A 26,499-nucleotide genomic window follows, 5' to 3' on the forward strand; every position below is an offset into this window, starting at 1 on the left:
CTTGTAATCTTCAACTGGGCAGTATCAGCTCAAGTTGGAAATTCTCCGTGCATATAGGTTTTCCAGAGATTGTCGATAAAGTCGATCTCGACTTTATCGTGACATGCCTGCGCAATCAAGCCCATGTCGTCCGACACATATCCAGCAAGGTCGGAATTTTCAGTGACTTGATACACTTTCTTGAATGCGATTTCCCTGATCTCCCTCACCAGGGCGCCTTCGGGTGGACAAGATGAGCTCACTTTTTCGTAGCTGGCACACCATGCGCCATCAAACTCAAAAGAGTCCCTGGCGCACAATGCAGCATCCCAGTCAGTATCTTTCTGAAAAATAGTCTCAAAGAAAATACTCTTATTTATTGTCGTTAAAATTTCGCTTACGGTCGTCATCTCGATATTTCGTATTCATCTGTGTGGATGCCATTCGGCGTTTCGTGAGCCTGCGCGCCAACGATTGTTATGACCTGACGCCAAAACGCCCGCAAGCAGGTCAACGCGCCCATTATAGGGACTGGCATGGACTGCTCACGGGACTGGAGCATGGTACGATCAAATCGCGCTATCCCAAGGCGCCGACAACCTCACCGCGCAGTTAATCAAGCCCACCATCGAGTAAGTCTGCGGGAAATTTCCCCACATCTCCCCCGTCACGGGGTGCGTGTCTTCCGACAGCAAGCCCAGGTGATTGCGCGCCATCAACATTGTTTCGAAGATTTTGCGGGCCTCGTCTTTCCTGCCGATGCGCGCCAGGGCGTCGATGCGCCAGAAGGTGCAGATGTTGAAGGCCGTTTCCGGTTTGCCGAAGTCGTCGGGCGCTTCGTAGCGGCGCATGTAGGGGCCGTCGCACAGCGACGCTTCCAGCGCATCGACGGTGGCGATAAAGCGGGGGTCCATGGGGTCGATGAAGTTGACTTCCGCCATCAGCAGGACGGAGGCGTCCAGGTCGCGCCCGCCCAGGCTTTCCGCGAAGGCTAGGCGCTCTTCGCTCCACGCTTCGCGCAGTAATCTCTCGCGTATCAGCACGGCGCGGCTGTTCCAGTGGTCGGCCCGGTCGTCCAGCCCCAGCTTGTGCGCGACCTTGGCCAGGCGGTCGCAGGCCGCCCAGCTCATCAGCATCGACGAGGTGTGGACCCTCGCCCGCGTGCGCAGTTCCCACATGCCCGCGTCCGGCTCCGCGTGCAGGCGGAACGCCTGGTCGCCCACGGCTTCCAGTGCGGCAAACTCGGCTTTTCCCGCCCGGTGGAACAATCGGTGGTCGAGGAAGGCTTGCGCGGCGCCCAGCACGATGTTGCCGTAGACGTCGTGCTGGAAGTGTTCCTGCGCCTGGTTACCCACGCGCACGGGGCCGTTGCCCCTGTAGCCGGGCAAGTGGTCGAGCATGGATTCGGGCAACTGCTCTTCCAGGCCGATGCCGTACAGGGGCTGGATGTGGCCGCCTTTCGAGCGGGCGACGATATTCGTCAGCCAGCGCAGGTATTCCTCCATGGTGCCCACTTCCGACAGGCTGTTCAATGCCCGCACGACAAAGAAGGCGTCGCGCAGCCAGCAATAGCGGTAATCCCAGTTGCGGCTGCTGCCGGGCGCTTCCGGGATGCTGGTGGTCATGGCGGCGATGATGGCGCCCGTGTCTTCATATAAAGACAGTTTTAATGTGATGGCGGCGCGGATCACCACGTCCTGCCATTCCAGGGGCACGGCCAGGCGCCGCGTGTAGGTGCGCCAATAATTGATGGTTTCCTTTTCGAAGATGCGCGCCGTCTCGTCGATGCCGCCGGCCAGGGTTTCATCGGGACCGAGAAGGAAGTTGGCAGTGCCGCCCAGCACGAAATACGTTTCGCTCAGTACATAGTTGAGCGATACATCGGTGTTCAGGCGCAAGGTCTGTTCCGGTCCCACGTAGCGGATGTGGTGGCTGCCCTGCGTGATCTGCGGCGCCAGTTTGCCCCAGTCGTAGCGGGGGCGCAGGCGCACGCGGATGCGCACGGCGTGGTCGAGCGGACGGACCCGGCGTATCAGCATCAGCGGGCGGAACATGCGGTCGCGGCTGAGGAATCGGGGCGCGAAATCCGTGATTTCCACGCCGCGCCCCTGCGTATCGTACAGCCGCGTGCGCAGCACGGCCGTATTCGGCTCGTAGACTTGTTCGCTGCGCGCGAAGTTTTCGATGTCGATGGCCCACACGCTGCCGTTTTCAGTGTCGTCCAGCAAGCGGTTGAAGACGGGATCGCCGTCGAAACGGGGCAGGCACGACCAGACGACCTGCCCCGCCTGGTCGATCAGGGCGCTGAAGGCGCAATTGCCCACCACGCCGCAGTTGAGGGATGCTTGCGCGGACGCGCCGCCGGGGGTGTCATCAGCTTGCTCATTGGATATGGTCATCGGCTACTCCTTGAAAGGGGATACGGACGCGGCCAGCAGCGCGACGCGCAAGGCGCGCGGGCTGGCCAGGCGCAGGGTGGCGGCGCTGGGGCCGCTGCCCACTTTCACGCCCTGCCCGCCTGCTTGTTGAACAAAGACAAAGCCCGCCTCGTCGGTGGTGTCGTCGCCCGCGAACACGGGCCGGCGGCCGGCGAACGGGGTTTCCTGCATGAAGGCGGCGATGGCGCCGCCCTTGTCCGTGGCGGACGGCTTGGCTTCCAGGACCATTTTGCCATGCAATAGCAATACCCCCGGGCACGCTTGCACGGCCGCCGTCATTTCCTGCAAGCACAATTGCTCGAGTTCGGGCGCCAGCCGGTAATGCAGGGCCACGGCGCCCCGCTTCCGTTCCACCAGCAAGCCGGGGTACGTCGCCGCCAGCGCCTGCGCGCGCGCCAGCACGGGCGACACGTCGGGCGTGGCCGCCACGCTGAACGTGCCATCGGCGCCGCGCCGCTCCACGCCATGCACGCCGGCCACCGGCAACATCAGGGGCGCCAGCATGGCGTCGATCTGCGCCACGGGACGCCCGGAAATGACGGCCAGCGCGCCGCCGTGGCGTTCGGCCAGCAGCGCCAGCGCCTCAATGACGCCCGCTTCCAGGCGCACGCCGTCGGGCGTGGGCGCCAGGTCGACCAGGGTGCCGTCGAAGTCGAGGAAAACGCCTGTGCCGGGCGTACCCAGCAGTTGCAGCAAGGCTGCGCTGTCGTCAGGGGTATCGGCCATCAGATCATCCCCTTGCGCCGCTTGATGCGGCTGTGGGCGTCGATCTTGGTCATGACCTTGTCGCGCTGGCGCAAACGGGCCGCGTCCAGCAGCATGCGCCCGGCCCAGCGGTACACATTGAAATGTTTCACGCGGGCCCGCATGCTCTTCATGCGCTCGCGCTGTTCCACGGGCGGCATCACGAGGGCGCGGTACAGGGCGTCGGCGCCCTGCTCGATGTGATACGGATTGATGATCAGCGCTTCGTGCAGCTCGCGCGCGGCGCCCGTGAATTGACTTAAAACAAGTACGCCCAGCTCGTCGTCGCGCGCGGCGATGAATTCCTTGGCCACCAGATTCATTCCGTCATGCAAGCTTGTCACCATGCACACTTCCGAGGCGCGGAAATAGCGCTGCAAATCGTCCTGGCCGTGGTGCTCGGCTTTCAGCAGGATGGGCACGTAATCTCCGCTGCCGAAACGGCGGTTGATGCGCTCGACCATCTTGCGCACCCTGGCGTCAAAACTTTGATATTCATCAAGCGAAGCGCGGCTGGGAGCGGCGATTTGCACAAATGTAAAATTGCCCACCATGCCAGGCTGCTGCTCCAGCATGCGCTCGACGGCCTGGAAGCGCTCGACGATGCCTTTCGTGTAATCGAGGCGGTCCACGCCGATGCCCAGCAAGTGGTCTTGGGCCACGCCCAGCTCGCTGCGGATCTGCGCGCGGCAGGTGGCCACGTCGGGCTGCGCCGGGTCGTCCTCGGGCCAGGCGATGGAAATCGGGTAATCCTCGACCTGCGTCATTTCGCCGCCGTAGGAAATGGTCGACGCTTCCGGCTCGATGCGGGTTTCCAGGTAGCGGTCCACCGTTTCGAGGAAATTCTTGCGGTGGAATGGCGTATGGAAGCCGAGGATGGTGCTGCCCAGCAAGCCGTCGAGGATTTCTTCGCGCCATGGGCAAATGCCGAACGATTCCGAATTCGGCCAGGGGATATGCCAGAAGGTGATGATCGTCGCCTTCGGCAAGGCTTCGCGCACCATGCGCGGCAGCAAGGCGAAGTGGTAATCCTGCACCAGCACGACGGGGTTGTCCGTCTTCGCTTCGGCGATCACGGCGTCGGCGAAGCGGCGGTTGACCTTCACATACTGCTCCCAGTCGGACGAGCGGAACACGGGGCGCACATGGGCGATATGGCACAGCGGCCACATGCCCTCATTGGCGAAACCATAATAATAGCCCTGCTCTTCCTCTTCCGTCAGCCATACGCGGCGCAAGGTATAGCTGGGATTGTCGGGCGGCACGGGCACGTGGTCGAACTTGTCCACCGTCTCGCGGTCGGCGGAACCGGCGCCATGCGCGATCCACGTGCCGGAACAGGCGCGCATCACGGCTTCCACGGCCGTCACCAGGCCGCTGGCCGGGCGCTGCACGCGTATGTCGCCGCTGCCATCGTCCGTTTTGGTGTGGATGTACGGTTCGCGGTTCGACACCACCAGCACTTGATCTCCCGCAAGATCCGCTTCCAGCAAGCCGCGCAGCTTGTCCGGCGTCCAGTCGGACGACCAGCCGTTATCGCCCTGGCGTTCCAGGTGGTATTCCTGCAGCAATTCGCGCAAATCGCCGATCAGCGGCTGCATTTCCGGCGGCGGCGCGGGCGCGGCGGCGGGTGCGGCGGCGGCCACGGCCCCATTACTTTTCAGCAACAATTCGCCCCGCAGAATATCTTTCACGGCCGACAGCCAGCCGCGCCAGCTCAAATGGGCCACGAACACGGTCATCAGGGAAATCAGCACGGCCAGCACGGCCAGGAAGGCAAAGATGAAACGCTTGGTATCCGTATTGCGGCGCTCGACAAAGCTCATGTCCTGCACCAGCACCAGCCGTCCCAGCTGGGAGGCGTCCTGCATGACGGGGGTTTCGCTGAGGTGGACCTGGCCCTGCGGCAATTGCGCCAGGGATTTGTACAGGCCGCCCGTGGGAGGCGTGCTCCAGCAGCCGATGGAGCTTGGGTATTGCGCGGACTGGTACAGCAAGTGGCCTGCATTGTCGCAAAAGCCGATGGCGATCAGGCGTTCGTCGCGCGTGGCGCCCTGGAACAGTTCTTTGACGCGCGTGGCGTCCTGCGCGGGCAGGTATTCGGTGAGCGAGGGCCGGAGGGTTCCAGCGAGCAATTCTGCCCGGCTGTCGAGGTCGCGCACATACCAGCGCAGGGTGATGTTGTCGAGCAGGGGTACCACGATATAAGCAAACAATCCCAGCACCAGAGCCAGTGGCAGGATGAAGCGCAAGGACATTCGGAGTGATCGTACTATCATCGTTTTCCTTTGCAAAAACAAAAAGCATGGCAAGTATGACTATGTTTCCACTGCGGCGACGCCCGTTTGCTTTCCGTAGCGAAACGTCAACGTGGCATGGCGCAGCGCAGCAATTTCTTCCAGTATCCACCTTGACGCAGGTCTTATCCGTACGGCAACGCACGCCCCCGTTACGCCATCTGCCCGTAAAATACCGCTTCCGACATCCATTTCACTAAGAACAAGGAGTTTTCGCCTATGGATCTCAGCACGTTCCACTCGCTGATGGGAGGCCCGCTGCGCTCGGCGCTGACCGTGCTCGTTTCCGCCCTGCTCGTCACCGTGGTCGCCATCGGCGTGCACCGGGCCGGCATCAGCTTGCTGAAAAGGCTGGCCAATGGCCGCCCGTTCACCACCAACGCCACGCACGTGGCCTTCCGCGCCAGCCAGCTGTGCGTGATCGTCTTCGGCCTGCGCATGGTGCTGGCCGGCGCGCCCGACGACACGCCGGGCTTGCTGGCCATGTCGCATCTCGCCAGCGTGGCGCTGATCATCGCGCTGACCTGGCTGGCCATGCAATGCATCCAGGCCCTGTCCATCACGATTTCCGAAGTCAACCCCGTCGACGTGGCCGACAACCTGCGCGCGCGCCGCCTGATCACGCAAGCCCGCGTGCTCACGCGCAGCGCGCACGCCATCGTCGTCATCCTGGGCCTGGCCTTCGTGCTGCTGACCTTGCCCGGCGCGCGGCAGATCGGCGCCAGCCTGCTTGCATCGGCCGGCGTGGCGGGCCTGGTGGCCGGTATCGCCGCCCGTCCCGTGCTGGGCAATTTCATTGCTGGGTTGCAAATTGCGTTTTCGCAACCCATCCGCATCGACGACGTGCTGATCGTCAATGGCGAATGGGGCAAGGTCGAGGAAATCAAGGGCACGTACGTCGTCGTGCGCGTGTGGGACGAGCGCCGCCTGATCGTGCCGCTGCAATGGTTCATTGAAAATCCGTTCGAGAACTGGACGCACAGCTCGTCCACCCTGCTGGGCACGGTGTTCCTGTGGCTCGATTTCAGCATCCCGCTCGACCCGCTGCGCGCGGAACTGACGCGCATCTGCGAGTCCGCCGCACAATGGGATGGCCGCGTCTGCACGGTGCAGGCGACGGATTCGAACGAACGGGCCGTGCGCGTGCGCTTCCTCGTCAGTGCGGCAGATTCGGGCCTCGCTTTCGAGCTGCGCTGCATCGTGCGCGAGCAGATGCTGGCCTTTATCACGGCTAATTATCCGCACGGTTTGCCCCGCCTGCGCTCCACGCACGATCCCATCGAGCTGCACGCCATGCAGGCGCAGAACGACAGCGTGTCGCTGTACAAGGCGCAGCACAAGGCTTGACCAAACCTGCGGCGCGCTGCCCTCGCCCGCGCGCCGCTAGAATAAGGCGCATGAGCACCACCGCCTGGTTCATCCTGATCGGCTGCCTGATGCTGGCGCGCGGCCTGGGCGCCGACGGCATCGCGCGCCTGCCCTTGACCTCGGCCATGGCTTACCTGGGCGTGGGTCTGCTGCTGGGCCCCATGTTCCTCGGCCTGTTTGCCTTCGACCTGGTGCGGCAGGCGCCCCTGCTGGAAACCCTGACGGAAATCGCCGTCCTCATCTCCCTGTTTTCCGCCGGCGTCAAGATGCCCGTGCCGTTCAGCCTGGCGCGCTGGCTGCCGTCGCTGCGCCTGGCGTGGCTGTCGATGGCCCTGTCCGTGGCCCTGGTGGCGGCCTTTGCATGCGTGGTGCTGGACCTGCCCCTGGGCGCGGGCGTGCTGCTGGGCGCCATCCTCGCGCCCACCGACCCCGTGCTGGCCACGGACGTGCAGCTGCGCCATGCGGGCGACAGCGAGCAATTGCGCTTCATCCTGACCAGCGAAGCGGGCATGAACGATGGCAGCGGCTTTCCTTTCGTCATGCTGGGCCTGGGATTGCTGGGCCTGCATGAACTGGGTCCCCATGGCGCCACCTGGCTGTGGCGCGATCTGGTCTGGGCCAGCGGGGCAGCCATTGCCCTGGGCGCGGCCGGCGGCGCGCTGCTGGCCTGGCTGGCCTGGCAGGTGCGCGCCAAGGAACCGAAACACGCGATGCTGGACGACCTGGCGGCCCTGGGCTTGATCGCCTGCGTGTACGGCGTGGCCACGTGGCTGCACGCGTGGGGCTTTTTGGCCGTGTTCTTTGCCGGCGTGGCCCTGCGCCAGACGGAACTGCGGCTGGCCGGTGCGCCGAAAGACCGGCAAGGCTTGCTGCAAGCGGGGGAAACCCACGCCGCGTCCGCCGCCAGGGCGCACGACGGCGAGGTGACGCTGACCGTCAGCGGCGAATCGCTCGTCTTCAAGGAACACCTGGAACGCCTGTCCGAACTGACCCTGGTGCTGTTGCTGGGCGGCGCCGTCACGGCCGCCGCCTGGCGCTGGCAGGCGTGGAGCGTGGCGCTGTTCCTGCTGCTGGTGGCGCGCCCGGCCAGCGTGATGCTCGGCTTGCTCGCTTCGGGCACCAGCGTGCGCCTGCGCGGGCTGGCCGCCTGGTTCGGCGTGCGCGGCATCGGCTCGCTGTATTACCTCAGCTATGCCATCGCGCATGGCTTGCCGCAGGGCCTGGCGCGCGAACTGGCCGACATCACCCTGGTCGTCGTCATCCTCTCCATCGTCGCGCACGGCTTGACGGTCAAGCCCCTGCTGGAACGCTATTGGCGCAAATAGGCACCAGTCGGCCCACTTTGTCATTGGTTCAAAGCAATGTTTTGTCAATCGCCCCTATGTCGGGCGGAAATGTTGTTAAGATAATTAAAAATGGCAAAAGAGAGAATCAATGAAACGACGAAGCGTGCTGGGACTGGGCGTCTCACTGGCCCTGCTGCAAACGGGCTGCGCCACCGATCCGGCCAGGCTGGCGTGGGAAACGGAATTTGACGGCTTCATGCGTGATGGACTGGCCCGCACGGAAACGCCGGGCATGGGCGTGGCCGTGGTGCGCGGCGAACAGACCATTTTCGCGCGCGGCTATGGCTGGGCCGACATCCAGGCCGGCAAGAAGGTCGATGCCAACACGGTGTTCCATGTCGCGTCCGTCAGCAAGCTCGTCACGGCCGCGGCCGTCATGATGCTGCTGGAACAGGGCGCCTTCCAGCTGGACGACAAGGTGGCGGCCTACCTGGACTTCCCGCTCATGCATCCGAAGTTTCCCGACGTGCCCATCACCTTTCGCCATCTGCTCAACCACACCTCGGGCATTTCCGACGCCGTGTACGAAAAGACGACGGCGTTTGCCGTGCAGGGCGACCCGCGATTACCGCTGCGCGACTTCGTCAAAGGCTATCTGTCGCGCGGCGGCGCCTGGTACGACGCGGATGTGTCGTTTGCGGCACGGCCCGGCACGGAATGGCGCTACAGCAATGTCGGCATCGCCCTGCTCGGCTATCTGGTGGGCCGCGTGAACCCCGATGGCCTCGACGCCTTTACGCACGAGCACCTGTTCGAACCGCTGGGCATGGACCATACGGCGTGGAGCCTGGCCGGCTTGCCGCGGCGCGCCGTCGTCGCCCAGCCGTATGTGCACAAGGAGCCGGGCCTGCAAATGCTGCCGCCCGTCGGCTATCCGGACTGGCCGGCCGGCCTGCTGCGCAGCTCGGCGCATGACTTCGCCCGTTTCCTGGCCATTTTCAGCAATGGCGGCCGGGTCGATGGCCACCGCTACCTGCAGGACGCCACCCTGCAACTGTTTTTCGCCCCGCAAGCGGCCCCCGTCGTGCCCGCCGATTCATCCGTGCGCCAGGCGCTGGTATGGCTGCTGCGCGACGTCGACGGCAAGCCGCTGGCCACGCACAGCGGCGGCGACCCGGGCGCCGCGTCCGTCGTCTGCGTCGACCGCGCCAGCAAGACGGCCGTGCTGGCCTTCGCCAACGTCAGCGCGGACAAGGAGTTTCGTTCATTCCAGAAAGAAGTCGTGCTGCGCCTGCTGGCCCATGGGGGCAGCGGCGCGCCGGCGGCAAAGAAAGCCTAGGCGCCGAACCAGCCGCGCAGTTTCTCGGCGGCCCGTTCCTTGACGTCGGCCGTGATGTAGGTGGCGACCGTGGCGACGGCCGCCGCCAGCACGGCCAGGTCATCCGCATAGCCGACGACGGGCGTGATGTCGGGAATCGCATCGATGGGCGAAATGAAATAGCCGAGCGCGCCATAGATGGCCGTCTTGGCCCACAGCGGGGTGTTCGGCTGCTGCGCCGCGTAGTACAGCCACAGGGCTTTCTCGATGACTTCGCGCCCCGCCGTCTTGGCGAACTTGACGACCTTGTCCCAGAAGCTGTCATCCGTGTATTTCTTTTCATACTGCTTGTCGGCCTGGGGGGCGTGGTCTTCTTCCAGATTCTTTTTTCTGCCAAACATCTGCTGCTCCTGTCTGCCGCGCACGGCGTTACGAATGCGCACCTTAGCATAACGGCGCGCCGGGCGCGCGGCGAGCAAGGTAAGCTATCGTCATGGAAATATCCGCCACCACCACGGCCCGCGCCGCCGGCCTGCGCTACACGGGCGACCACCAGCGCGGCATCGCCCGCCTGGGCAAGCCCGGAAAATTCCGCTACCGCGACGGGGACGGCCAGTTCCTGCGCGATGCCGCAGCCTTGACGCGCATCAAGGCACTGGCCATACCGCCCGCCTGGACGGACGTGTGGATCTGCCCGCACGCGACGGGACACCTGCAGGCGACGGGGCGCGATGCGCGGGGCCGCAAGCAGTACCGCTACCATGCGCGCTGGCGCCAGGTGCGCGATGAAGTGAAATATGAGCGCATGCTCAGTTTTGGCCGCGCCCTGCCCGCCATCCGCGCCGCCGTCGCGCGCGGCATGCAGCTGCCCGGCCTGCCCCGTGAAAAAGTGCTGGCCACCATCGTGCACTTGCTGGAATTGACGATGATGCGCATCGGCAACGAAGAATATGCGCGCACCAATAAATCATTTGGCCTGACGACCCTGCGCACGCGCCACGTGCAGCTCGACGGCAGCGCCGTGGCCTTCCGCTTCAAGGGCAAGAGCGGCGTGCGCCACGATATCCGCCTGAGCGACCGGCGCCTGGCCAGGGTGCTGCAGCGCATGCGCGAGCTGCCGGGGCAGGAACTGTTTCAATATATCGATGAGGATGGCGCGCGCCATGGCGTCGATTCGGGCGACGTCAACGATTACCTGCGCGAAGTGACGGGCGAAGACTACACGGCCAAGGATTTCCGCACCTGGTCCGGCACCCTCCTGGCCGCGCTGGCCCTGCAGGCGTTCGAACAGGTTGATTCCGAGGCGCAAGCCAAGAAAAACATCGTGCAAGCGATCGAGTCGGTGGCAAAAAAACTGGGCAACACGCCGACGATCTGCCGCAAGTGCTATGTGCACCCGGCCGTGCTGGAATCGTATCTGGATGGTAGCTTATGGGAAGGCATGCGCGCGCGGGCGCGGCAGCAATTACAGGAAGACTTGCCGGCGCTGGCGCCGGAAGAAGCGGCCGTGCTGGCCTTGCTGCAGCAGCGCCTGCAGGCTTGACCCCATCAAGCCTGGCGGGCCGGCTGGGGCTGGCACTGGGCCGACAGTGTGAGGGCGTCGCTGCGGCAGACGGGCAAGGCGCCGTGGCCAACGTCGCGCGCCACGGGCGCCGGGGCCGCATCGTCCGCCTGCGCCTCGTCCGTATTCATCAAGGTGGCCGCCAGGGTCGAGAAAGTAAACAGGCAGATCAGCAGGAACGGCTTGTTCACGTAGATGGACTGGACTGGCTTTTGCATCGCATACTCCGTCGGACTGGTTGGCTGTTGCAGCATGAACATCATCATCGCGTGTTTCCGCAAGGCATACAATCAGACAGTTTCGACAAGATAAGTAGGACAGCGCTGACAGGCTCAGCCATAAAGACCCGTGTCGGCGGATTTGACACCGGCGCCAGCCCGCCTCAGCCAAGCCCTTGTTTTTACACCATATTTTGTACGGGAACGCTTCCTGCTTGACCTCTTGCCTGGGCACGCTTGGCGCCAGTCAACGGGGGGACGATCATGGGTTTTATCAAACAGGTGCTGCTGGCGCTGCTGCTGTGCGCCATGTCCGCCGCGCACGCCACCCGCATCGGCTACACGGCAACGGCGCTGGGCGGCACGCAGTGGCGCTACGACTATACCGTCAGCAATACCACCCTGGGCGTGCCCATCGGGGAATTCACCTTGTTCTTCAGCGTGGGCCGGTACGCCAGCCTGCACAACGTTTCCACGGCGCCCGGCTGGGACGTGCTGCTGGTACAGCCCGATCCCGCCATCCCCGCCAGCGGCTACCTCGACGCGCTGGCGCTGGCCGGCGGCATCAATCCCGGCGCCACGGCCACGGGCTTTTCCGTCACCTTCGACTACCTGGGCGCGGGCAGCCCCGGCGCCCAGCCGTTTTCCATCCTCGACCCCGTTTCCTTCATCGAACTCGACTCCGGCAGCACGCAGCCGGCCGCCATCGCCCTGCCCTCTACATATTGGCTGCTGCTGGCCGGCGTGCTGGCCATGCTGTGCCTGCGGCGCCGGCAGCTGGCCGCCGCCGTGCTGGCCCCATTGCTGACCCTGAGCCTGTGCGCCTGCGGCGGTTCGAACGATCCGACGCAGCCGCCCACGCCGAAAGTCATGCTGGCGGCGGATGCGGATACGCTGGGGCCGGACACGGCCGCGCCCCTGGCGGCCAGCGGGGACGCCGGCCAGGCTGCCGGCCCCTTCACGGTCACGGCACTGCGCAAGGTGAGCGAGCAGCGCATCAACCGCCGCATCTACGAATACACGTTCCGCATCAGCATCCGCAACAATGGCAGCGAAGCGGCAAGCAACGTGCGCGCCGTCCTGGCCAGCGTGCCCGCCGGCGCCGGCATCGTGGACGACAGCGTGCTGGCCGGCGGCATGGACGCGGGCGCGACGGTCACTCCCGACGACACCATCACCCTGCGCATCGACCGCACGCGTCCATTCGAGCTTGGCGGCCTGGCGTGGAACATCACGTCCGGCGCCAGCGTGGCGCTCGACCCCGTGCGCCCGGCGCAGGTGGTCAGCCTGCCGCTGGCCGAACTGGGCTTTCCCGCCGGCGCCGACAAGGTCGCGGCCAGCGGCGCCGTGACGGACGTGCTGCTGAAAGATGGCAGCCTGCGCTTTTCCACCCCGGGCGACACGGGCGAAGACCAGCACGCGCAGTTTTTTGTCACCAAGGGCAAGATCGTCACCACCCTCGACCTGCTGATCCAGAGCGAGCTGCCGACCGCCCTGCACGTGTATGTCGAGCCGCTCGAGAACGGTTCGCTGCCGCCCGCGCCGCCGAAGCTGGCCATCGGCGGCCTGGGGCCGAACAATACGCTGCAGCCCGGCGGCCTCTCCTTCCGCCTCGAGGGCGTGGCGCCGATGGACCTGAAAAATGACAGCGGCGGCTTCCTGGCGGCGCAAGGCGGCGCCACCGTGGCCATCCATTCCTACTGGGTCTTTCATGCGGACACGGGCAGCTTCAGCATCAGCGCCACGGCCATGCAGCAACTGCTGAACGTGCTGCCGGCCGGCGCGCTGCAGCTGCACCTGAATTTTGTCACGCAGGATGGCGAATTTGCCGTGTCGTACGCGCTCACCGTCATCAAGACCGCCACCGTGCTGCAGGGCCAGATGCGCACGCCGGCAGGCGGCAACGCCAGTGGCTTGGCCGGCAAGAAAATCTTGCTCACAGGCTATAACTTCCACCTGCGCCGCGTGGCCGTGATCGACGCGGCGGGCACCTTCCATTTCGACGGCGTCATTCCCGACACCTACCAGCTGACCCTGAACGACCTCGACCATCCGAATGTCGTCGGCATCAGCACGGCCATCTTCCCCACCAGCACCATCGTCAACGTCAGCATCACCTACCCGTATGCCGCCGGCCCCGGCTTGCAGGCGACGACGGCGCCATGGATCGCCGCACCCGTGACGCAGGATGGCGCCGCGCCGCCGGCGCGGCAAGCGGCGCAGGCCATGGCCGCGCCGGCGCCGGCCACGCCGCAGGCTGAGGACGAGGACGACACGCAGTCCTTCACCGCCACGGCCGGCCCGCAAAACCAGACCGTCGTGCGTCCCTTCAGCTACACGGTACCGAAAGGCACGCAGGACGTGGGCGTGAAAATCACCGTCAGGACGGCGGAATATCCCACCTACACGACCCAGCAAAGCCAGTACAACGATACCTGGTCCTACGTCGTGGTCGGCTTGCCGGGCGTCGACCTGGCAAGCATGGGCGCCGTCAACCAGTCGCACTTCACGCAGGGTACTACCGTCAGGACGGAATGCGTGGATGTCAGCCAGGCAACCATGACGGGGCCGCTCCTCATCACGGGCGCCGTCAGCGCCACGAATATCGGCGACAGCCTGCTGGCCACGCTCACCACGGTGGAACTGAGCCTGGCCTGCAAGGGCTTGAAGATCACGCGGGCGCGCTTCTTCCCCATCAATGCGGAACTGCATCCCGTGCTGCAGCCGCGCAATCTCACGCACAACCTCCCCGGCCCCTACGTGTCCGTGCCGCAGAACACGCCCGACCGGCACACCATCTCACTGGAAGTGCGCTATTCGCCGGAGCGGGTCAATTTGACCGAGGTGAATATCGGCATGTCGGCCGACGGCGCCAACCCGGCCTTCAGCACGGTCAATCTGCTCGACCAGGCCAACATCCGCGGCAAGGACAGGATCACCTTCCCGCGCCTGAAGCTGCCCGACTTCCCGGGGCCGAAAATCGACAGGAAAGCCGTGCTCACCGTCCGCCTGAAGGGACGCGTCGGCAATGCCAACGCCGTGTCCGACCCCGCGGAAGGGGGGCAAGTGGCGCTCAAGGGAAACACGGCGTTTATCCCGCTGTATCTTGCCCACAACGAAGCGGCGCTGGCGAAGCGGCGCTATGGGCCGCGCGATGACGGCGGCGACTCGTGGGCCACGCGCCTGACCATCGCCTGGCTGGCGGGAAAACCCTACCGTTTCAACGATATCAGCGGCCAGCACGTGACACAGGAGGCGTCAGGCCGCTCCATCCTCGACCACGACGGCCACAGCGATGGCCAGCAGATCGACATGCGCTACGCGGATGGCGCGGGCGGCTACTCGGACGAGCTGGGCGGCCTGGGCAATGGCGCCGCCATTTTGCAGCTGATCAACGATGCGCAAGCGGAAGTGGCGGCCGGCTTGCCGAAAAAGCCGAAACTGGCCCGGCTGGGCGCGTGGATCACGGCCAACCGGGCCATGCTGACCCTGGAAGCGGGCGCGGCCAGCACGCGCGTCGTCTACATCGGCCACCGCTTCATCAAGCTGGCCCTCATCGACGGCTGTTTCGCCAGCCCGCCGCACGCGCGGATACCGGGCGTGCCGGTGTGGACCAAACCCCTCAAGGTGAGCATCGACCCGTCCCACTTGCACCACTGGCATCTGAGCATGACGGCCCATCCTTGAACAGCCGGGCGGCGCCCCGGACGTATTCAGGCAGGCAAGTCGGACAGTTCCAGCTCCGAAAACCCCGCCCGGCGCCGCGCTTCCAGATTGAACGGGCCGCGCAGGGTGGGCGCTTCGTAGCGCAGCGCCAGCTCGGCATAGGTGGCGCGCAATTCCAGCCCCCGCTGATCGCACAGGTAGCCGTACCAGCGGTTGCCGATCTCGACGTGCCCCACTTCATCGCGCAGGATGATGTCGAGGATGGCGGCGGCGGCCATGTCGCCCGCCTGCGCCAGCTTGGTGCGCAGCGGCGGAATCGCGTCCAGGCCCCGCGCTTCCAGGGTGCGCGGCACCAGCGCCATGCGCGCCAGCACGTCGCCGCGCGTCTTGTCGACCATTTCCCACAGGCTGTCGTGGCCGGGAAAGTCGCCATACGTGTGGCCCAGCACCTGCAGGTGCGCCTGCAGCATGGCGAAATGCGTCGCTTCCTCCTTCGCCACGCGCAGCCAGTCCGTGTAGTATTCAGCGGGCAGGTCCGGGAAGCGCCACAGGGCGTCGAGCGCCAGGTTCATCGCATTGAATTCGATGTGCGCCAGCGCGTGGACGAGCATGGCGCGTCCTTCCGGCGTGATCATCGAGCGCCGCCCCACCAGGCGCGGCGGCACCAGTTCCGGACACGCGGGCCGGCCCGGCACGGCGCCGGATGGCGCCAGCGGCGCCTTGACGTCCAGCGCCAGCCCGGCTGCGGCCATGGCCGCCACCATCGCCACCTTCGTCGCCGGGTCGGGTTCGAGCAGGCAAGCGAGCGCGGTCGTGCGCAATTCCGCTGGCGCGGTGGAGATCGATGGGGGCAGTGGCATGGCGGTTCTTCCGGGCAGGTTCTTCAACAAGGGGCGCAGTGTATCAAATTGCCTGCCCCACGAGCCAGTCGGACAGCGCCTGCACTCTGGCCGGCAGCGCTGTGCGCGCGGCGTGCACGAGGTAATACGCCTGCGGGCTGGCCAAGTTGAATCCGCCGAACGGCAAGACCAGCTGACCGCTGGCCAGCCACGGCTGCACCAGCTGGCGCCGGCCCATGGCCACGCCCGCGTGGTGGATGGCCGCCTGGGCGCACAGGTCGGCGCGGTCGAAGCGCAGGCTGCGCGCGGGCAGACTCACCTCCGGCGCCTGCTCGTCCAGCCACAACCGCCACTCGGCATCGGGCGCGCAGGCGGGCCAGGCCAGGGTGTCGTGCAGCACCGTCGCGCCGGGCAAGTTGTGTGGCGCATCGAGCAAGCCGTGGTCGCGCGCATACTGCGGGCTGCAGACGGGCGCCAGCCATTCATCCATCAGCTTGCGCGATACGAGGCCGGGAAAGTGGCCGTCGCCATATTGCAAGGCCAGGTCGACCTGGCCGGCGCGAAAGTCGACGGCGTCATTGCCCACACGCAAGTCAATCGACACGTCCGGATACTGCGCAGCGAAGCCCGCCAGGCGCGGCACCAGCCAGCATTGCGCGACAGACGGGCGCGCATGCACGGTGACGCTGCCCGCCAGCGCATCGCTGCCGGAAAGGGCCGCATGCAGGCTGTCCCAGCCCGTTTGCAGGGCCGCGAAGATGCGCTCGCCGTCCTGCGTCAGTCTGACCTGGCGCGTCAGGCGTTCGAACAAGCGCAGACCCAGCCCCGCTTCCAGCCGCGCGATGCGGTGGCTGACAGCGCTGGGCGTGAGCGCCAGTTCCTGCGCCGCCAGCGCGAAACTGGCATGGCGCGCCGCCACGAGAAAGGTGTACAGGTTGGCGAACTGGCTGGCCGTGAGCGTGGCCCCAAGCGTGGCCCTGATCGGCGCGCCGGCCGGCATCAAGCGGCTCCGGCCGCCAGCAAGGCGCGGCCGCGCGCCACGTAGGCGGTCATCTCCTGCTCCGGCACCATGCTGCCGCCCGTGCCCCACACCAGATGCGTGGCCGTTTCCAGGTGCTGCTGGTATTGCGGCGCGGCCAGCACGGGCGGAATGCCGGCGAAACCGGCCACGGCGGACGGTTCCAAACGCAAGCCTTGCGTTTGCTCAAGCGTCGCCAGCAGGCGGTACAGTTCTTCATCCGTGACGGTGGCGTAGCCGTCGATCAGCCGCTGCATGGCGCGTCCGACGAAACCGGACGGGCGTCCCACGGCCAGGCCATCGGCGGCCGTGACATTGTCGATGCCGATTTCCTGCACGCTGATTCCCTCGTGCAAGCCCGTGTGCACGCCCAGCAGCATGCACGGCGAGTGGGTCGGCTCGACGAAGATGCAGTGAACGGCGTCGCCAAAGGCCAGCTTCAAGCCGAAGGCCACGCCGCCGGGGCCGCCGCCCACGCCGCACGGCAAGTACACGAACAGGGGGTGCTGCGCATCGACCGCGACGCCGCTTGCGGCGAACTGGGCTTTCAGGCGCTGGCCCGCCACCGCATAGCCGAGAAACAGGTCATGCGAGTTTTCATCGTCGACGAAGTGGCAGGTCGGGTCGTTCTCCGCCTGCCTGCGCCCCGCTTCCACGGCCACGCTGTAGTCGGTCGCGTATTCGACGACGGTGACGCCGTGGCTGCGCAGCTTGTCCTTTTTCCATTGCCGCGCGTCGGCCGACATGTGCACGGTGGCGCGAAAGCCCAGTCGCGCGCTCATGATGCCAATCGACAAGCCCAGATTGCCCGTGGAGCCGACGGCGATCGCATACTGGCCAAAGAAGGCGCGCACGGCGTCGCTGGCCAGCACGCTGTAATCGTCGCCCTCCTTCAGCAAGCCGGCGTCGAGCGCCAGCGTTTCCGCGTGCTTCAGCACTTCATAGATGCCGCCGCGCGCCTTGATGGAACCGGAAATGGGCAGATGGCTATCCTGCTTGAGCCATAGCTGACCGCTCGTCATGCGAAGCGCCGCCTGCATGACGGGCAGCGGCACGACGGGCGACTCGATGACGCCGCCGCTGGCCTGCGTTTCCGGAAACGCCTTGGCCAGATATGGCGCAAAGCGCGCCAGGCGCGCGCTGGCGTCCGCCACATCGTCCGCCGTCAAGCCCACGTCGTGCAAGGCCTCGGCCGCCGGCGCGATGCGGGGATTGAACCAGCTCAAGGGCTGCAAGGCCATCAGTTCTGTAATCAGGGGAAATTTTTCGCACAGCGCGGCGATGGCGGAAGTGGGCAGCATGACAACCTCGTGAAGGAACAAGCCATGATTAGACCGCATCCGGGCGCTGCTGGCAAAGGATGGTTGATCAGCCAACAGGAGACGGGAGATCACCTGTGATGCCGCAACAGAAAAAACAAGGCTATTTGCCAGGAGCAAGCGCCCTGGATTTTCTGCTGCTCAAGAACGATGCGATAAACACGGCTGGAAAACAGGCCAGCCACAGATAGCATCCGGCGCCGAATCCCAGCACCGCGTAAGAACCATTATCACTAGGAATTTCTTTAATGCCAAAGGTGGTCAGTGCCAGCACAAAGCCAAAAAAAACGGCCAGCATCGCGGCACCGGGCTTCTCTTTCGAAAAATACATGGCAAAAATAAGCAGCGGATTGGCAAACCAGGCAAAACTGCCGGCCAGCGGCCCTAGCCAGCCGAGCAATAACACGCCCCCACCCAGCAAGACTTCGTGGGAGTCCACGATTGCCGTTAAAAACAGGGATGCCACATATGCAACAACGCTCAGGGACAGCACGATGGCGGCGGCATCTTCGCCGAGTATTTTTTGATATTTCACAGGTTTCCGATGGCACTAATTGGTGAAACAGGATGACGATGAATTAACCAGGAAAAGTAATCCCCTTACGGCTTTAGCGGCACGGCGCCCGCTTCAGACCACACCCGCAAACCTCGCCATCGCCCGCCTGTGCGGCAAACGCCGAAAACTGGACGCCATGCAACATAACAAATTGCCAAGAAGAAACATGCGCACATTGTCACAAGCACCTGGCCAGCGCCGATACGGTGCATACGGCAGGCGCCTTCCCCTCCCGCGTCGGCAGCGGGAAGGCGCCATGCCTGACTGCCGGGCTTAGAACTTCAGCTGCAGCCCCAGATCAATCGACCGGCCCTCGGCCGGCAAGGCTTGCAGCGCCCCGCCGTTCGCCTTCAAGCCCGACAGGTACACGCCGCCCAGCGGGTCCGCATAGGCGCGGTTGAACAGGTTGCTCACGCCCGCGCTCAGGCTGGCCATCTTGTTCAATGCCACGCTGCTGCGCAGGTTGACGAGGGCATAGCCGCCCGTTTCCGGTTCGAAGCGGCGCGCATCGACCTTGTCCTTGCGGGCCACGATCTTCGTTTCGATGCGGTTGCTCCAGGCGCCCAGCTTGTGCTCGACGGCCAGCAAGGCGTTGAACGGCATCATACGGTACAGGTCGCCGCCATCGCTGCGCTTGCCCTGCGTGTAGGCCGCATTGCCGCTGGCGGTCAAGCTGCCCCATTGGCTGCTGCGCGCCAGCGGCAGCTGCCACGCCAGGTTCACGCCGTACAGCCTGGCGTCGTGGTTGGCAAAGCGCAGCAAGTTGCCATTCGCGCCCATTTTCATGTACGGGTGGAAAGACGCCAGCACGTCGACATCGATGTAATTGTCGACCTTGCTGTAATAGGGATTGACGCGCACGAACCAGCCCTCCTCGCCGCCGCCATGCCAGTCGGCCGTCAATGCCGCCGTGTAAGCCGTCTCCGGCTTGAGGTCGATATTGCCCACATAGCCGTTGCCATCGCCAAACCAGTTGGTCATGGTCATGGCCATCGAACCGCGGCCCCAGGAATAACGCTCGTACAGATTGGGCGAGCGCACCTTGCGCGCCAGCGCGAATTCATAGCTGCTGGCCGCATCGGGCGTGAAAGTGGCTTGCGCCGAGGCATCGATATTCGTGTCGCGCTGGCTGCGGCTGCGCGCATTGAAGGCATTCGCGGCCATCAGGTCCGGCATGTTCATCATGTTGGTGCCGTACGATTGCACGTCGCCCGTGTCCATGCGCACGGATTCGCCGCGCACGCCCAGCACGCTGGTCCAGCGCGCATCGTGGCGCGTTTCCAGTTCGCCAAACAGCACGGTGCGGTCGCGCTTGCCGTCATTGATGTTCAGGTAGGTGCGCGGCCCCATCATCATGGAGCCGGGCACGGCCGGCCAGTAGTCGTCGAGGCGGAAGCCGTGCCACTCCTGGCCCAGGCGCAACTCGCCCGCCGCCGTCGGCAAGCTGGCCATCAGCGCATAGCCCGTGTTGCGTCCATGCGTGAGCATCGGCATCGAACCCTTGCGCTCGCTGCTAAAAAAGCCCATCTCGTGGTCCGTCTGCTGCCAGTAGGCGCGCGCGTCCAGCACGCCCCAGCCGAATTCGCCCTTGTAAGCGAGATTGGCGAACTGGCCATGGTTGTCCGTCATATCCATGTACTGGTTGGGAAAACCTTGGTACGGGATGTGCTGCACGCCGGCGCGCAGGGTCAGCTGCTGGCCCTGGCCTTTCGCCGCCAGCACGATGGACTGGTTGATGCTTTCATACATGCTGGCCAGCACCGTGTTGCCATGGCCGTCTTCATAGCTGTGGCCGCGCGTGTAAGCGCCGCTGTAGCCGACGCTCAAGGTGTCGCTGGCGGCCGACGCATTCACGCTGGTCGCCACGCTGTTGTTGACGCTGCGTCCCGAGACGGCAAAGCTGCCTTGCGTCAGCAAGCCTGCGCCGGGCCGGGCGAACACGGGCGCGTTCGACTGCACCTCGATGGTGCCGGCGATGCTGTCGCCGCCCGCGCTGACGGGCGTCACGCCCGCGATCAGGCGGATGCGCTGCACTTGTTGTGGATCAATGTAGGACAGCGGCGCATTCATATGATTGGCGCAGGCGGACGTCAGTTCCATGCCGTCGATGCGGATCTTGATGCGGTCATCCGCGAAACCATTGACTACGGGCAAGCCGGACACGCCGCCACCGGCCGCCACGCTGTAGCCGGGGGTGCTAGACAGCATCAGCGCCGTGTCGGCGGCAGGACGGTAGCCGTCGCCTATGGCCGTGACGATGACTTTCATTTCTGGTAACACGGTGGTGCCGGCTTCGGTACGCGTTTGCGCCACGGCAGGCATGGCGATGGCGATGGCGAGGGAAATCAATAACGGTAAATGTTTCATGGTGCTGCTTTCAGTTTCTGTATGGGCAAGACGAACAGGCGCCAGCGCACGACGGGTGCGAGGCAAGGCCGTTCAGGGAAAGGACAGATCAGAAAGCGGCGGGCGGGCCACGGGGCTGGACGGGCGTCCAGGCGAACAATGGCGTGGCGGATTGGTAGAACAACTCGGGCAGCAAGCCCGTGATCAGCTCGCCGGAAGCGAGCACGAGGGAGGTGGGCGGTATCGCCAGGGTGTCGGCATGCATGCTGCAGCACGGGCAATCGCCCATGCGCATGCCGCCCTTGGCGGGATCGGGCGTGTCCGTGGACAATTTCACGGGCAGCATGTTCATGCCGCCCGCCACCGAGCAAATCTCGAAGCTGGGCACGGCCTGGCCGCTGGCGACCGTGAACGCGCGCGACAAGGTGGGGGCGAGCGCCGCCATGAGGATGGCGAGGCACGCGATCCACAGGACGACGACGGCGCGGCCTTGGCGAATAAACATGGCGGCATTATAGCGGCCGCCCTGCCCTGCAGCCAGCCATGTGGTCAAAGAAACTTTACAAAGCGTCCAGTTTCTTGATCTCGGCCTGCAAGTCCTGTTCGCTGAGCGGCAAGTAACCCTCTTCGCTATCTTGCTGGGCCAGAATGATGGCTTGTCCCTGCGGCGACAGGGCCAGCTGCAAGTACGCTTTCACCAGCGGATCGAGCCCCTTCCCCGGCGCGCGGTTCACGTACAGCTGCACCGGCATGGTCAATGGATACTTGCCGGCGCGCACGCTGGCCTTGTCGGGACCGTAGTATGGCGCGCCCCGGGCCGCCGCCAGCGGCAGCACGCGCACCTGGTCCGAGATGGGCGCCGCATTGACCCAGCCCAGCACGGCGATGCCATAGCGGTCGGCGGCCACGGCGCGGATCACGGCTTCGCGCGAGGCCAGCGCCTCGTACCTGGCGGCAAACGGACGCTTGCCGAAACGCGCATGGCGCAAGCCCGTGGCGAAGCCGCCATCGTCGCGCAAGCCATAGGCGTGGATGCGGCGCGGCGCCCAGTCCCCTGTCGCGCCCATCTGCGACCACAGGTTGGCGTCGCCTCCCGGTGCGCCTGCCGTGAATACCTGGCCCAGCTGCTCCATCGTCAAGCCCGCCAGCGGGTTGTCGCGGTGCACGTACACGGCGGGCGGCGTCTTGGCCGGCGGACGGGGACCGTGGCCGTTGTAGCCGATGCGCACGGGAGTGGCGTCGTAACCGAAGACTTGCCGGAATGCCGCCTGGTCGCCCGGCCACATGTCGCGCGTCAGGGGCGCAAACGCCGTGGCGCCCGCCGTCAGTGCGGGCATGCCGGCCGACGAGCCTTCCATGCGCAAGCTGAAGCGTACCTGCGGATGCTGACGCGTAAACAGCGCGTTCAACTGCGTAATCACTTCTTCCAGGCCATCATTGCCGACGATGGCCACCGTACCGTCACGGTTCACATAGGTTTGCGCGGGATCGACGGCCAGGGGCGCGGCCTGCACGGCGGCCGCCAGCACGCAGCAAGCGGCCAGTGCGGTCTTGTTCAACGGCGTCATTCGAGTTTCTCCAGTTCAGCCCTGGCTTGCGCGGCCGTCAGGGGCAGGTAGCCGCCGGGCTGCGCGGCGATGACGGCCTGTCCTTCGCGCGACAACACCAGGCGCAGGTATTCCTTTGCCAGCGGATCGACGGCCTGGCCCGGCAAGCGGCGCACGTACAGATACACGTAGCGGCCGTACGGGTAGCGTTGCGCGACCACTTCCTCGTCCGTGCCCGTCGTCGCCCGGCCATCCGCGCCCACGATGCCCAGTTGGCGCAGCTGCGGGTGCTGCACGCCGAGCGCGGCCACGCCGATGCCGGCCGGGTCTTGCGCGATGCGGCCCGTGATGGCGGCCGTGTTGCCCAGCTCTTCGTGGCTGGCTGCCAGCGCCCTGCCCTGAAAATGTTCGCGCTGCAAGTAGTCGCCAAAGCCCGTGTACGCGGCCGTGCCGTACGGGTGGATCGCGCGCTCGCGCCATTCGCCGCTCAAGCCCAGCTGTCCCCAGCGGCTGAAGTCGCCGCCTGGATTGCCGATAGATAAAATTTGCGATACTTGCGCCGCCGTCAGCCGCGTCAAGGGATTGGCGCGGTTCACGTACACGGCCAGGGACGTGGCCAGGTGCTCGCCCGGCGTGGATGCCGTGTGCGCGATGCGGATTTCCAGCGCGTCGCGCCCCACGATCTTGCGGTATGGCACCAGCTCGATGGCATTGATGGCGCGGCCCATGGCGCCGAACAACAGCTTGTCGTGCATCAATAGCGGCACGGCGCTGCTGGTGCCCTTGCCGTCAAACCCCAGCACGATGCCCGGATGGCTGGCCGCAAACAGGGCATTCCACTGGCCAACGACGGTAGCCACGTGTTCGGCGCCGCCTATCATGGCCGCGCCCGTCTTGCGGTCCAGGTAACCGGCCGTGGCCGGCACCTTGACGGGCTGCGGCACGTAGGCGGGCAAGGCGGGGTCGAGTGCGGCTGCGCCCGCTGCCGATGCGGACATGGCCAGCATGAGCGCCGCCAGCGGCAAGGATGGGCTATTTGCCATCGCTGGCCCAGTCCACGGCCGCGTCGAACAGGCGCAGGCCGGCCGGCGACAGATTCGTGAACGTTTCATTGTCGAGGAAGAAGCTGACCCGGCGGGCGGGCGCCAGGCTGTCGTAATCCATGGTGGCGCCCTTTTCATAGCCGAAGATGGCGGCTTTTTCCGGCTCGCCATAAATGGTGGCGATGGTGGTGGCGCCCAGGCCAGGCTTGCCCCAGCTCATGGTCGCCTGCTTTTGATAAATATCTACCGTGCCGGCCGGCAAGCCGCCCGCCAGCGCGTGCGGCGCGTTGACCAGCCACACATAGCGCGACTTTTCCACCGTGCCATAGTCCACGCCGGCCCGCTTGCCCGTCATCGACATGTCGTCATACAAATCGTTTTCCCACGTCAGCACGGGCACCGTGACGTTGCGGTAAGCGCCCAGCAGGTCGCGGCCCCGGATGGTCGACGACAGGATCACCAGGTCCTTGCCTTGCGCGCCGGATACGGGCGCGTACTGGCTGTGCAGCGTGACGGCATAGCCGCGCGCCTCCAGGTGTTCCTTGATTTTCTGGTCGAAAGGCAGGCTCTTGCCTTCCAGGCGCACCACCAGCAGCACCTGCTTGCCAGGTGCAGTCTGCGCCGCCTGCACATGCAAGGTGCCTGCCAGCAGTGCCGCCACCAGCGCGGCTTTGACGAGACGCATCACAGGTCCACCTTCATGCTCAGCTTGATGGCGCGCGGCGCGCCGGACGCCAGACGCGTGCCGGCGCCAGCCCAGTAGCGCTTGTCGGCCGCATTTTCCACGTTCAGCTGCCAGACGACGGATTTGTGCATGACCGTGCTGGCATAGCGGGCGCCGGCACTGAACAAGGTCACGCCACCGAGGAATGCCTGGTTCAGGTCGTTGACGGGACGGGCGCTGTAGTAATACGCGCCGCCATTGACAGACAGGCCCGGCACGGCGTCGAACGCGTAGGCGAGGAAGGCGCTGGCCGTGCGTTTCGACGCGTTTTCCGGCGCCTTGCCGTTGTAGTCGGCGTTGATGTGCTCGAATTTCGGGTCGAGGAACTGGGCCGACGTTTGCCACGACAGCTGGCGCGTCAGCTTGCCCTGGGTCGACAGTTCCAGGCCGCGGTAGCGCTGTTCGCCATCCGAAGTGAACACGTTGCTGCTGTTGGTGTAGTAGCCGGGACGCGTGATGTCGAACAGCGCGGCCGACACCAGGGTACCGCCCGGCGTCATCCAGCGCGCGCCCAATTCCTTCTGTTTGCTCACGCCGGGCGCCATCTTGACATTCTGGTTGACGGTGCCCGTCGGCCCCGTCTCGCCCTCTTCCAGGCCCCGCGCCGACGAGGCGTAGAACGAGATGGCCGGCGTCAGCTTGTAGACCAGCGACACCATGGGCGTCGTCTTGCTGACGTCATAGTGGCTGGCGCCCTGGTCGCTTTGATAGCTGGTGCGGCGCACGCCGATGACGCTTTGCCACTGCGGGCTGAAGACCATGCGGTCGAGCGCATACAGGCCCGTGTCGCGCGTGTCCAGCGCGGCCGTCGTCGGCGAAGTCGGCTTGGGGCCGAACACGACATTCGTCACGGGCACGGGGTTGTACAGGTTTTGCGAGGCGATCGTGTAATTGCTCTGGTAGATAGGGTCTTGCGACTTGTCCGTGCGCGAGGCGCCCAGGGTCAGTTCATGGGCAATGAAACCCGTATTGAAAGTGCCGGCCAGTTCCGCGCGCAGCAAGTCCGACGCCGTCACGTGATGCTGCATATTGCCCGTGATGCGGCCCGCTCCCGTGGCCAGCGCCGCCGCATTGTTCAGGCGGAAAATGGCCAGGCGGCGGTCGCGCGCCGTTTCCGAGTGACCCGCCTCGACCGTCAGGGCCCAGCCATCCGTGATGGCGTAGTCGGCGCGCAATTGCGCGTTTTTCGTTTGCGCCTCGAAATTCGACCAGTCGGGGCCGATCAGCTTGCGCGGGTCGACGGCGCGCGGCAAGGTGATCACGCCTTTCACGGCGGCCGGCAAGGCCACGCCCGCCTGCTCCGTCACCCGGCGGCGGTCGTATTCCAGGTCCGCTTTCAGCAGCAGCTTGTTCGTCACGCGCCAGTCCAGCGCGGCGGACACGAAGCTGCGGTTGCCGTTGCCCACATTATCCAGATAAGAACCCAGGGTGCCGCCAGCGGCGTTGATGCGCACGCCGAATTCCTGCTCCGCGCCAAAACGGCGGCCAATGTCGATATTCGCCACGGCACTACCCCGGTCGTCGAGACTCAAGCCCATGCTCGTGACGGGCTTGCTGCCGGCGCGCTTGGTGACGAAGTTGACCACGCCAGCCGGCGAGGTGAAGCCGTAATACAGGGCCGAGGCACCCTTCAGCACTTCCACGCGCTCCTTGTTTTCCATGGGTACTTGCGAAAAGTTCATGATGGGCAACGAGCCATTGAGGCGGTAATTCGTGCGGTTTTCCACGGCGATGCCGCGCACCACCAGCTGATCCCAGGTATCGCCGCCGTTTTGCTGGCGCGTCACGCCAGCCGTATTGCGCACGGCGTCATACAGGCCGGACACGGCTTGCTGTTCCAGCAATTCGCGCGTGATCACGTTGACGGTCGATGGCACGTCCATGATGTTGGCGCCACGGAAGCTGCCCGCCTCGGTGGTGGTCGGCACCAGGCCTTGCGCGCGCGCACCCGTCACCTGCACCGCCTGCATGACTTTCTCATCGCCAGCCGTCAAGTCGTCCTGGCCGTTGGCGCCATTGGCGGCGCAGGCCGTGTGGGAAGCGAAAGCCAGCGACAGGGCTGCGGCCACTGGAAGTAGTTGCAAGGAAGGAAAAGCTGCGCGCATATAAACGGGTCTTTCAACAGAGAACAGTGATAGAAGGAAACTTCAAGTTACCGCGCATAATATCCGTAACGAGAATCATTCGCAATAAATAAGTGACAATTCGTGAGAATCAGAGAATTTCATAAGA

Annotated in this window: 21 protein-coding genes; 5 read left to right on the forward strand and 16 right to left on the reverse strand. The window is 65.1% G+C overall.

Features of this window, described 5'->3' with window-relative positions:
* Positions 1 to 29: 29 nt before the first annotated feature.
* From O3298_RS13805 to O3298_RS13820, 4 genes are all read right to left on the reverse strand, one after another.
* On the reverse strand, positions 30 to 389 hold the full coding sequence (locus tag O3298_RS13805) for a hypothetical protein (RefSeq protein ID WP_099664185.1): 360 nt from the start codon (positions 387 to 389) through the stop codon (positions 30 to 32).
* Between the two features lie 159 nt (positions 390 to 548).
* Complete coding sequence (locus O3298_RS13810; protein WP_305059686.1) at positions 549 to 2,378, reverse strand: glycoside hydrolase family 15 protein; 1,830 nt, start codon at positions 2,376 to 2,378, stop codon at positions 549 to 551.
* A 3-nt stretch (positions 2,379 to 2,381) separates the two neighbouring features.
* Positions 2,382 to 3,143 carry a trehalose-phosphatase gene (otsB, locus tag O3298_RS13815; protein ID WP_305059687.1) on the reverse strand — a complete coding sequence of 254 codons (762 nt, stop codon included), beginning with the start codon at positions 3,141 to 3,143 and terminating at the stop codon, positions 2,382 to 2,384.
* Positions 3,143 to 5,419 (reverse strand): trehalose-6-phosphate synthase, encoded by a 2,277-nt coding sequence (locus tag O3298_RS13820; RefSeq protein ID WP_305059688.1) that lies wholly within the window; start codon positions 5,417 to 5,419, stop codon positions 3,143 to 3,145. Before O3298_RS13820 ends, otsB begins: the two co-directional genes overlap by 1 nt.
* A gap of 258 nt (positions 5,420 to 5,677) precedes the next feature.
* Here O3298_RS13820 and O3298_RS13825 point away from each other — a divergent pair, with 258 nt between their 5' ends.
* The 3 genes from O3298_RS13825 to O3298_RS13835 all read left to right on the forward strand — a co-directional run bounded on the left by O3298_RS13825 (position 5,678) and on the right by O3298_RS13835 (position 9,451).
* Positions 5,678 to 6,805: a mechanosensitive ion channel family protein gene (locus O3298_RS13825; protein ID WP_305059689.1), complete on the forward strand. Its 1,128-nt coding sequence runs from the start codon at positions 5,678 to 5,680 to the stop codon at positions 6,803 to 6,805.
* A gap of 50 nt (positions 6,806 to 6,855) precedes the next feature.
* A complete protein-coding gene (locus O3298_RS13830) occupies positions 6,856 to 8,151 on the forward strand; it encodes a sodium:proton antiporter (protein ID WP_305059690.1) in 1,296 nt (431 codons plus the stop codon).
* Positions 8,152 to 8,260: 109 nt separating this feature from the next.
* A complete protein-coding gene (locus tag O3298_RS13835) occupies positions 8,261 to 9,451 on the forward strand; it encodes a serine hydrolase (RefSeq protein ID WP_305059691.1) in 1,191 nt (396 codons plus the stop codon).
* Here the strand turns inward: O3298_RS13835 and O3298_RS13840 are convergent.
* Positions 9,448 to 9,831 carry a YkvA family protein gene (locus O3298_RS13840; RefSeq protein WP_099664192.1) on the reverse strand — a complete coding sequence of 128 codons (384 nt, stop codon included), beginning with the start codon at positions 9,829 to 9,831 and terminating at the stop codon, positions 9,448 to 9,450. The genes O3298_RS13835 and O3298_RS13840 overlap by 4 nt on opposite strands.
* Positions 9,832 to 9,923: 92 nt before the next feature.
* Here O3298_RS13840 and O3298_RS13845 point away from each other — a divergent pair, with 92 nt between their 5' ends.
* On the forward strand, positions 9,924 to 10,973 hold the full coding sequence (locus O3298_RS13845) for a DNA topoisomerase IB (protein ID WP_305059692.1): 1,050 nt from the start codon (positions 9,924 to 9,926) through the stop codon (positions 10,971 to 10,973).
* A 5-nt stretch (positions 10,974 to 10,978) separates the two neighbouring features.
* Here the strand turns inward: O3298_RS13845 and O3298_RS13850 are convergent, their stop codons facing one another.
* Complete coding sequence (locus O3298_RS13850) at positions 10,979 to 11,209, reverse strand: hypothetical protein (protein WP_305059693.1); 231 nt, start codon at positions 11,207 to 11,209, stop codon at positions 10,979 to 10,981.
* A gap of 264 nt (positions 11,210 to 11,473) precedes the next feature.
* On the opposite strand from O3298_RS13850, the gene O3298_RS13855 reads away from it, so the two are divergent.
* The gene (locus O3298_RS13855) at positions 11,474 to 14,896 is read left to right on the forward strand and encodes a hypothetical protein (RefSeq protein WP_305059694.1); all 3,423 of its coding nucleotides are present in this window, start codon (positions 11,474 to 11,476) and stop codon (positions 14,894 to 14,896) included.
* 26 nt (positions 14,897 to 14,922) lie between these two features.
* Here O3298_RS13855 and O3298_RS13860 read toward each other — a convergent pair whose 3' ends face one another.
* The 10 genes from O3298_RS13860 to O3298_RS13905 form a co-directional block, all read right to left on the reverse strand.
* Positions 14,923 to 15,735, reverse strand: a complete 813-nt coding sequence (locus O3298_RS13860) for a ferritin-like domain-containing protein (protein ID WP_305059695.1) — start codon at positions 15,733 to 15,735, stop codon at positions 14,923 to 14,925.
* 43 nt (positions 15,736 to 15,778) lie between these two features.
* On the reverse strand, positions 15,779 to 16,714 hold the full coding sequence (dsdC, locus tag O3298_RS13865) for a DNA-binding transcriptional regulator DsdC (protein ID WP_305059696.1): 936 nt from the start codon (positions 16,712 to 16,714) through the stop codon (positions 15,779 to 15,781).
* Positions 16,714 to 18,033 (reverse strand): D-serine ammonia-lyase, encoded by a 1,320-nt coding sequence (locus O3298_RS13870; RefSeq protein WP_305059697.1) that lies wholly within the window; start codon positions 18,031 to 18,033, stop codon positions 16,714 to 16,716. Before O3298_RS13870 ends, dsdC begins: the two co-directional genes overlap by 1 nt.
* 121 nt (positions 18,034 to 18,154) lie before the next feature.
* The gene (locus O3298_RS13875) at positions 18,155 to 18,586 is read right to left on the reverse strand and encodes a hypothetical protein (RefSeq protein WP_305059698.1); all 432 of its coding nucleotides are present in this window, start codon (positions 18,584 to 18,586) and stop codon (positions 18,155 to 18,157) included.
* Between the two features lie 294 nt (positions 18,587 to 18,880).
* Positions 18,881 to 20,974 carry a TonB-dependent receptor gene (locus tag O3298_RS13880; protein ID WP_305059699.1) on the reverse strand — a complete coding sequence of 698 codons (2,094 nt, stop codon included), beginning with the start codon at positions 20,972 to 20,974 and terminating at the stop codon, positions 18,881 to 18,883.
* An 88-nt stretch (positions 20,975 to 21,062) separates the two neighbouring features.
* Positions 21,063 to 21,458, reverse strand: a complete 396-nt coding sequence (locus O3298_RS13885; RefSeq protein ID WP_143451320.1) for a DUF2946 domain-containing protein — start codon at positions 21,456 to 21,458, stop codon at positions 21,063 to 21,065.
* Positions 21,459 to 21,513: 55 nt separating this feature from the next.
* Positions 21,514 to 22,521: a PstS family phosphate ABC transporter substrate-binding protein gene (locus O3298_RS13890; protein WP_305059700.1), complete on the reverse strand. Its 1,008-nt coding sequence runs from the start codon at positions 22,519 to 22,521 to the stop codon at positions 21,514 to 21,516.
* Positions 22,518 to 23,543: a PstS family phosphate ABC transporter substrate-binding protein gene (locus tag O3298_RS13895; RefSeq protein ID WP_305059701.1), complete on the reverse strand. Its 1,026-nt coding sequence runs from the start codon at positions 23,541 to 23,543 to the stop codon at positions 22,518 to 22,520. Before O3298_RS13895 ends, O3298_RS13890 begins: the two co-directional genes overlap by 4 nt.
* A complete protein-coding gene (locus O3298_RS13900; protein WP_305059702.1) occupies positions 23,533 to 24,228 on the reverse strand; it encodes a hypothetical protein in 696 nt (231 codons plus the stop codon). The genes O3298_RS13895 and O3298_RS13900 overlap by 11 nt, the downstream gene beginning before the upstream one ends.
* Complete coding sequence (locus tag O3298_RS13905; RefSeq protein WP_305059703.1) at positions 24,228 to 26,372, reverse strand: TonB-dependent siderophore receptor; 2,145 nt, start codon at positions 26,370 to 26,372, stop codon at positions 24,228 to 24,230. The genes O3298_RS13900 and O3298_RS13905 overlap by 1 nt, the downstream gene beginning before the upstream one ends.
* Positions 26,373 to 26,499: the final 127 nt, after the last annotated feature.

The organism is Janthinobacterium sp. SUN137, assembly GCF_030587265.1.
Classification (GTDB): domain Bacteria; phylum Pseudomonadota; class Gammaproteobacteria; order Burkholderiales; family Burkholderiaceae_D; genus Janthinobacterium; species Janthinobacterium kumbetense.

Bases quoted from the DNA above. Each gene is read 5' to 3' on its own strand.
- O3298_RS13885 (WP_143451320.1), bottom strand. From the start codon at position 21,458: ATGTTTATTCGCCAAGGCCGCGCCGTCGTCGTCCTGTGGATCGCGTGC.
- dsdC (WP_305059696.1), bottom strand. From the start codon at position 16,714: ATGCCGGCCGGCGCGCCGATCAGGGCCACGCTTGGGGCCACGCTCACG.
- O3298_RS13900 (WP_305059702.1), bottom strand. From the start codon at position 24,228: ATGCGTCTCGTCAAAGCCGCGCTGGTGGCGGCACTGCTGGCAGGCACC.
- O3298_RS13860 (WP_305059695.1), bottom strand. From the start codon at position 15,735: ATGCCACTGCCCCCATCGATCTCCACCGCGCCAGCGGAATTGCGCACG.
- O3298_RS13805 (WP_099664185.1), bottom strand. From the start codon at position 389: ATGACGACCGTAAGCGAAATTTTAACGACAATAAATAAGAGTATTTTC.
- O3298_RS13845 (WP_305059692.1), top strand. From the start codon at position 9,924: ATGGAAATATCCGCCACCACCACGGCCCGCGCCGCCGGCCTGCGCTAC.
- O3298_RS13890 (WP_305059700.1), bottom strand. From the start codon at position 22,521: ATGACGCCGTTGAACAAGACCGCACTGGCCGCTTGCTGCGTGCTGGCG.
- O3298_RS13855 (WP_305059694.1), top strand. From the start codon at position 11,474: ATGGGTTTTATCAAACAGGTGCTGCTGGCGCTGCTGCTGTGCGCCATG.
- otsB (WP_305059687.1), bottom strand. From the start codon at position 3,143: ATGGCCGATACCCCTGACGACAGCGCAGCCTTGCTGCAACTGCTGGGT.
- O3298_RS13835 (WP_305059691.1), top strand. From the start codon at position 8,261: ATGAAACGACGAAGCGTGCTGGGACTGGGCGTCTCACTGGCCCTGCTG.
- O3298_RS13895 (WP_305059701.1), bottom strand. From the start codon at position 23,543: ATGGCAAATAGCCCATCCTTGCCGCTGGCGGCGCTCATGCTGGCCATG.
- O3298_RS13840 (WP_099664192.1), bottom strand. From the start codon at position 9,831: ATGTTTGGCAGAAAAAAGAATCTGGAAGAAGACCACGCCCCCCAGGCC.
- O3298_RS13820 (WP_305059688.1), bottom strand. From the start codon at position 5,419: ATGTCCTTGCGCTTCATCCTGCCACTGGCTCTGGTGCTGGGATTGTTT.
- O3298_RS13870 (WP_305059697.1), bottom strand. From the start codon at position 18,033: ATGCTGCCCACTTCCGCCATCGCCGCGCTGTGCGAAAAATTTCCCCTG.
- O3298_RS13830 (WP_305059690.1), top strand. From the start codon at position 6,856: ATGAGCACCACCGCCTGGTTCATCCTGATCGGCTGCCTGATGCTGGCG.
- O3298_RS13880 (WP_305059699.1), bottom strand. From the start codon at position 20,974: ATGAAACATTTACCGTTATTGATTTCCCTCGCCATCGCCATCGCCATG.
- O3298_RS13810 (WP_305059686.1), bottom strand. From the start codon at position 2,378: ATGACCATATCCAATGAGCAAGCTGATGACACCCCCGGCGGCGCGTCC.
- O3298_RS13905 (WP_305059703.1), bottom strand. From the start codon at position 26,372: ATGCGCGCAGCTTTTCCTTCCTTGCAACTACTTCCAGTGGCCGCAGCC.
- O3298_RS13825 (WP_305059689.1), top strand. From the start codon at position 5,678: ATGGATCTCAGCACGTTCCACTCGCTGATGGGAGGCCCGCTGCGCTCG.
- O3298_RS13850 (WP_305059693.1), bottom strand. From the start codon at position 11,209: ATGCAAAAGCCAGTCCAGTCCATCTACGTGAACAAGCCGTTCCTGCTG.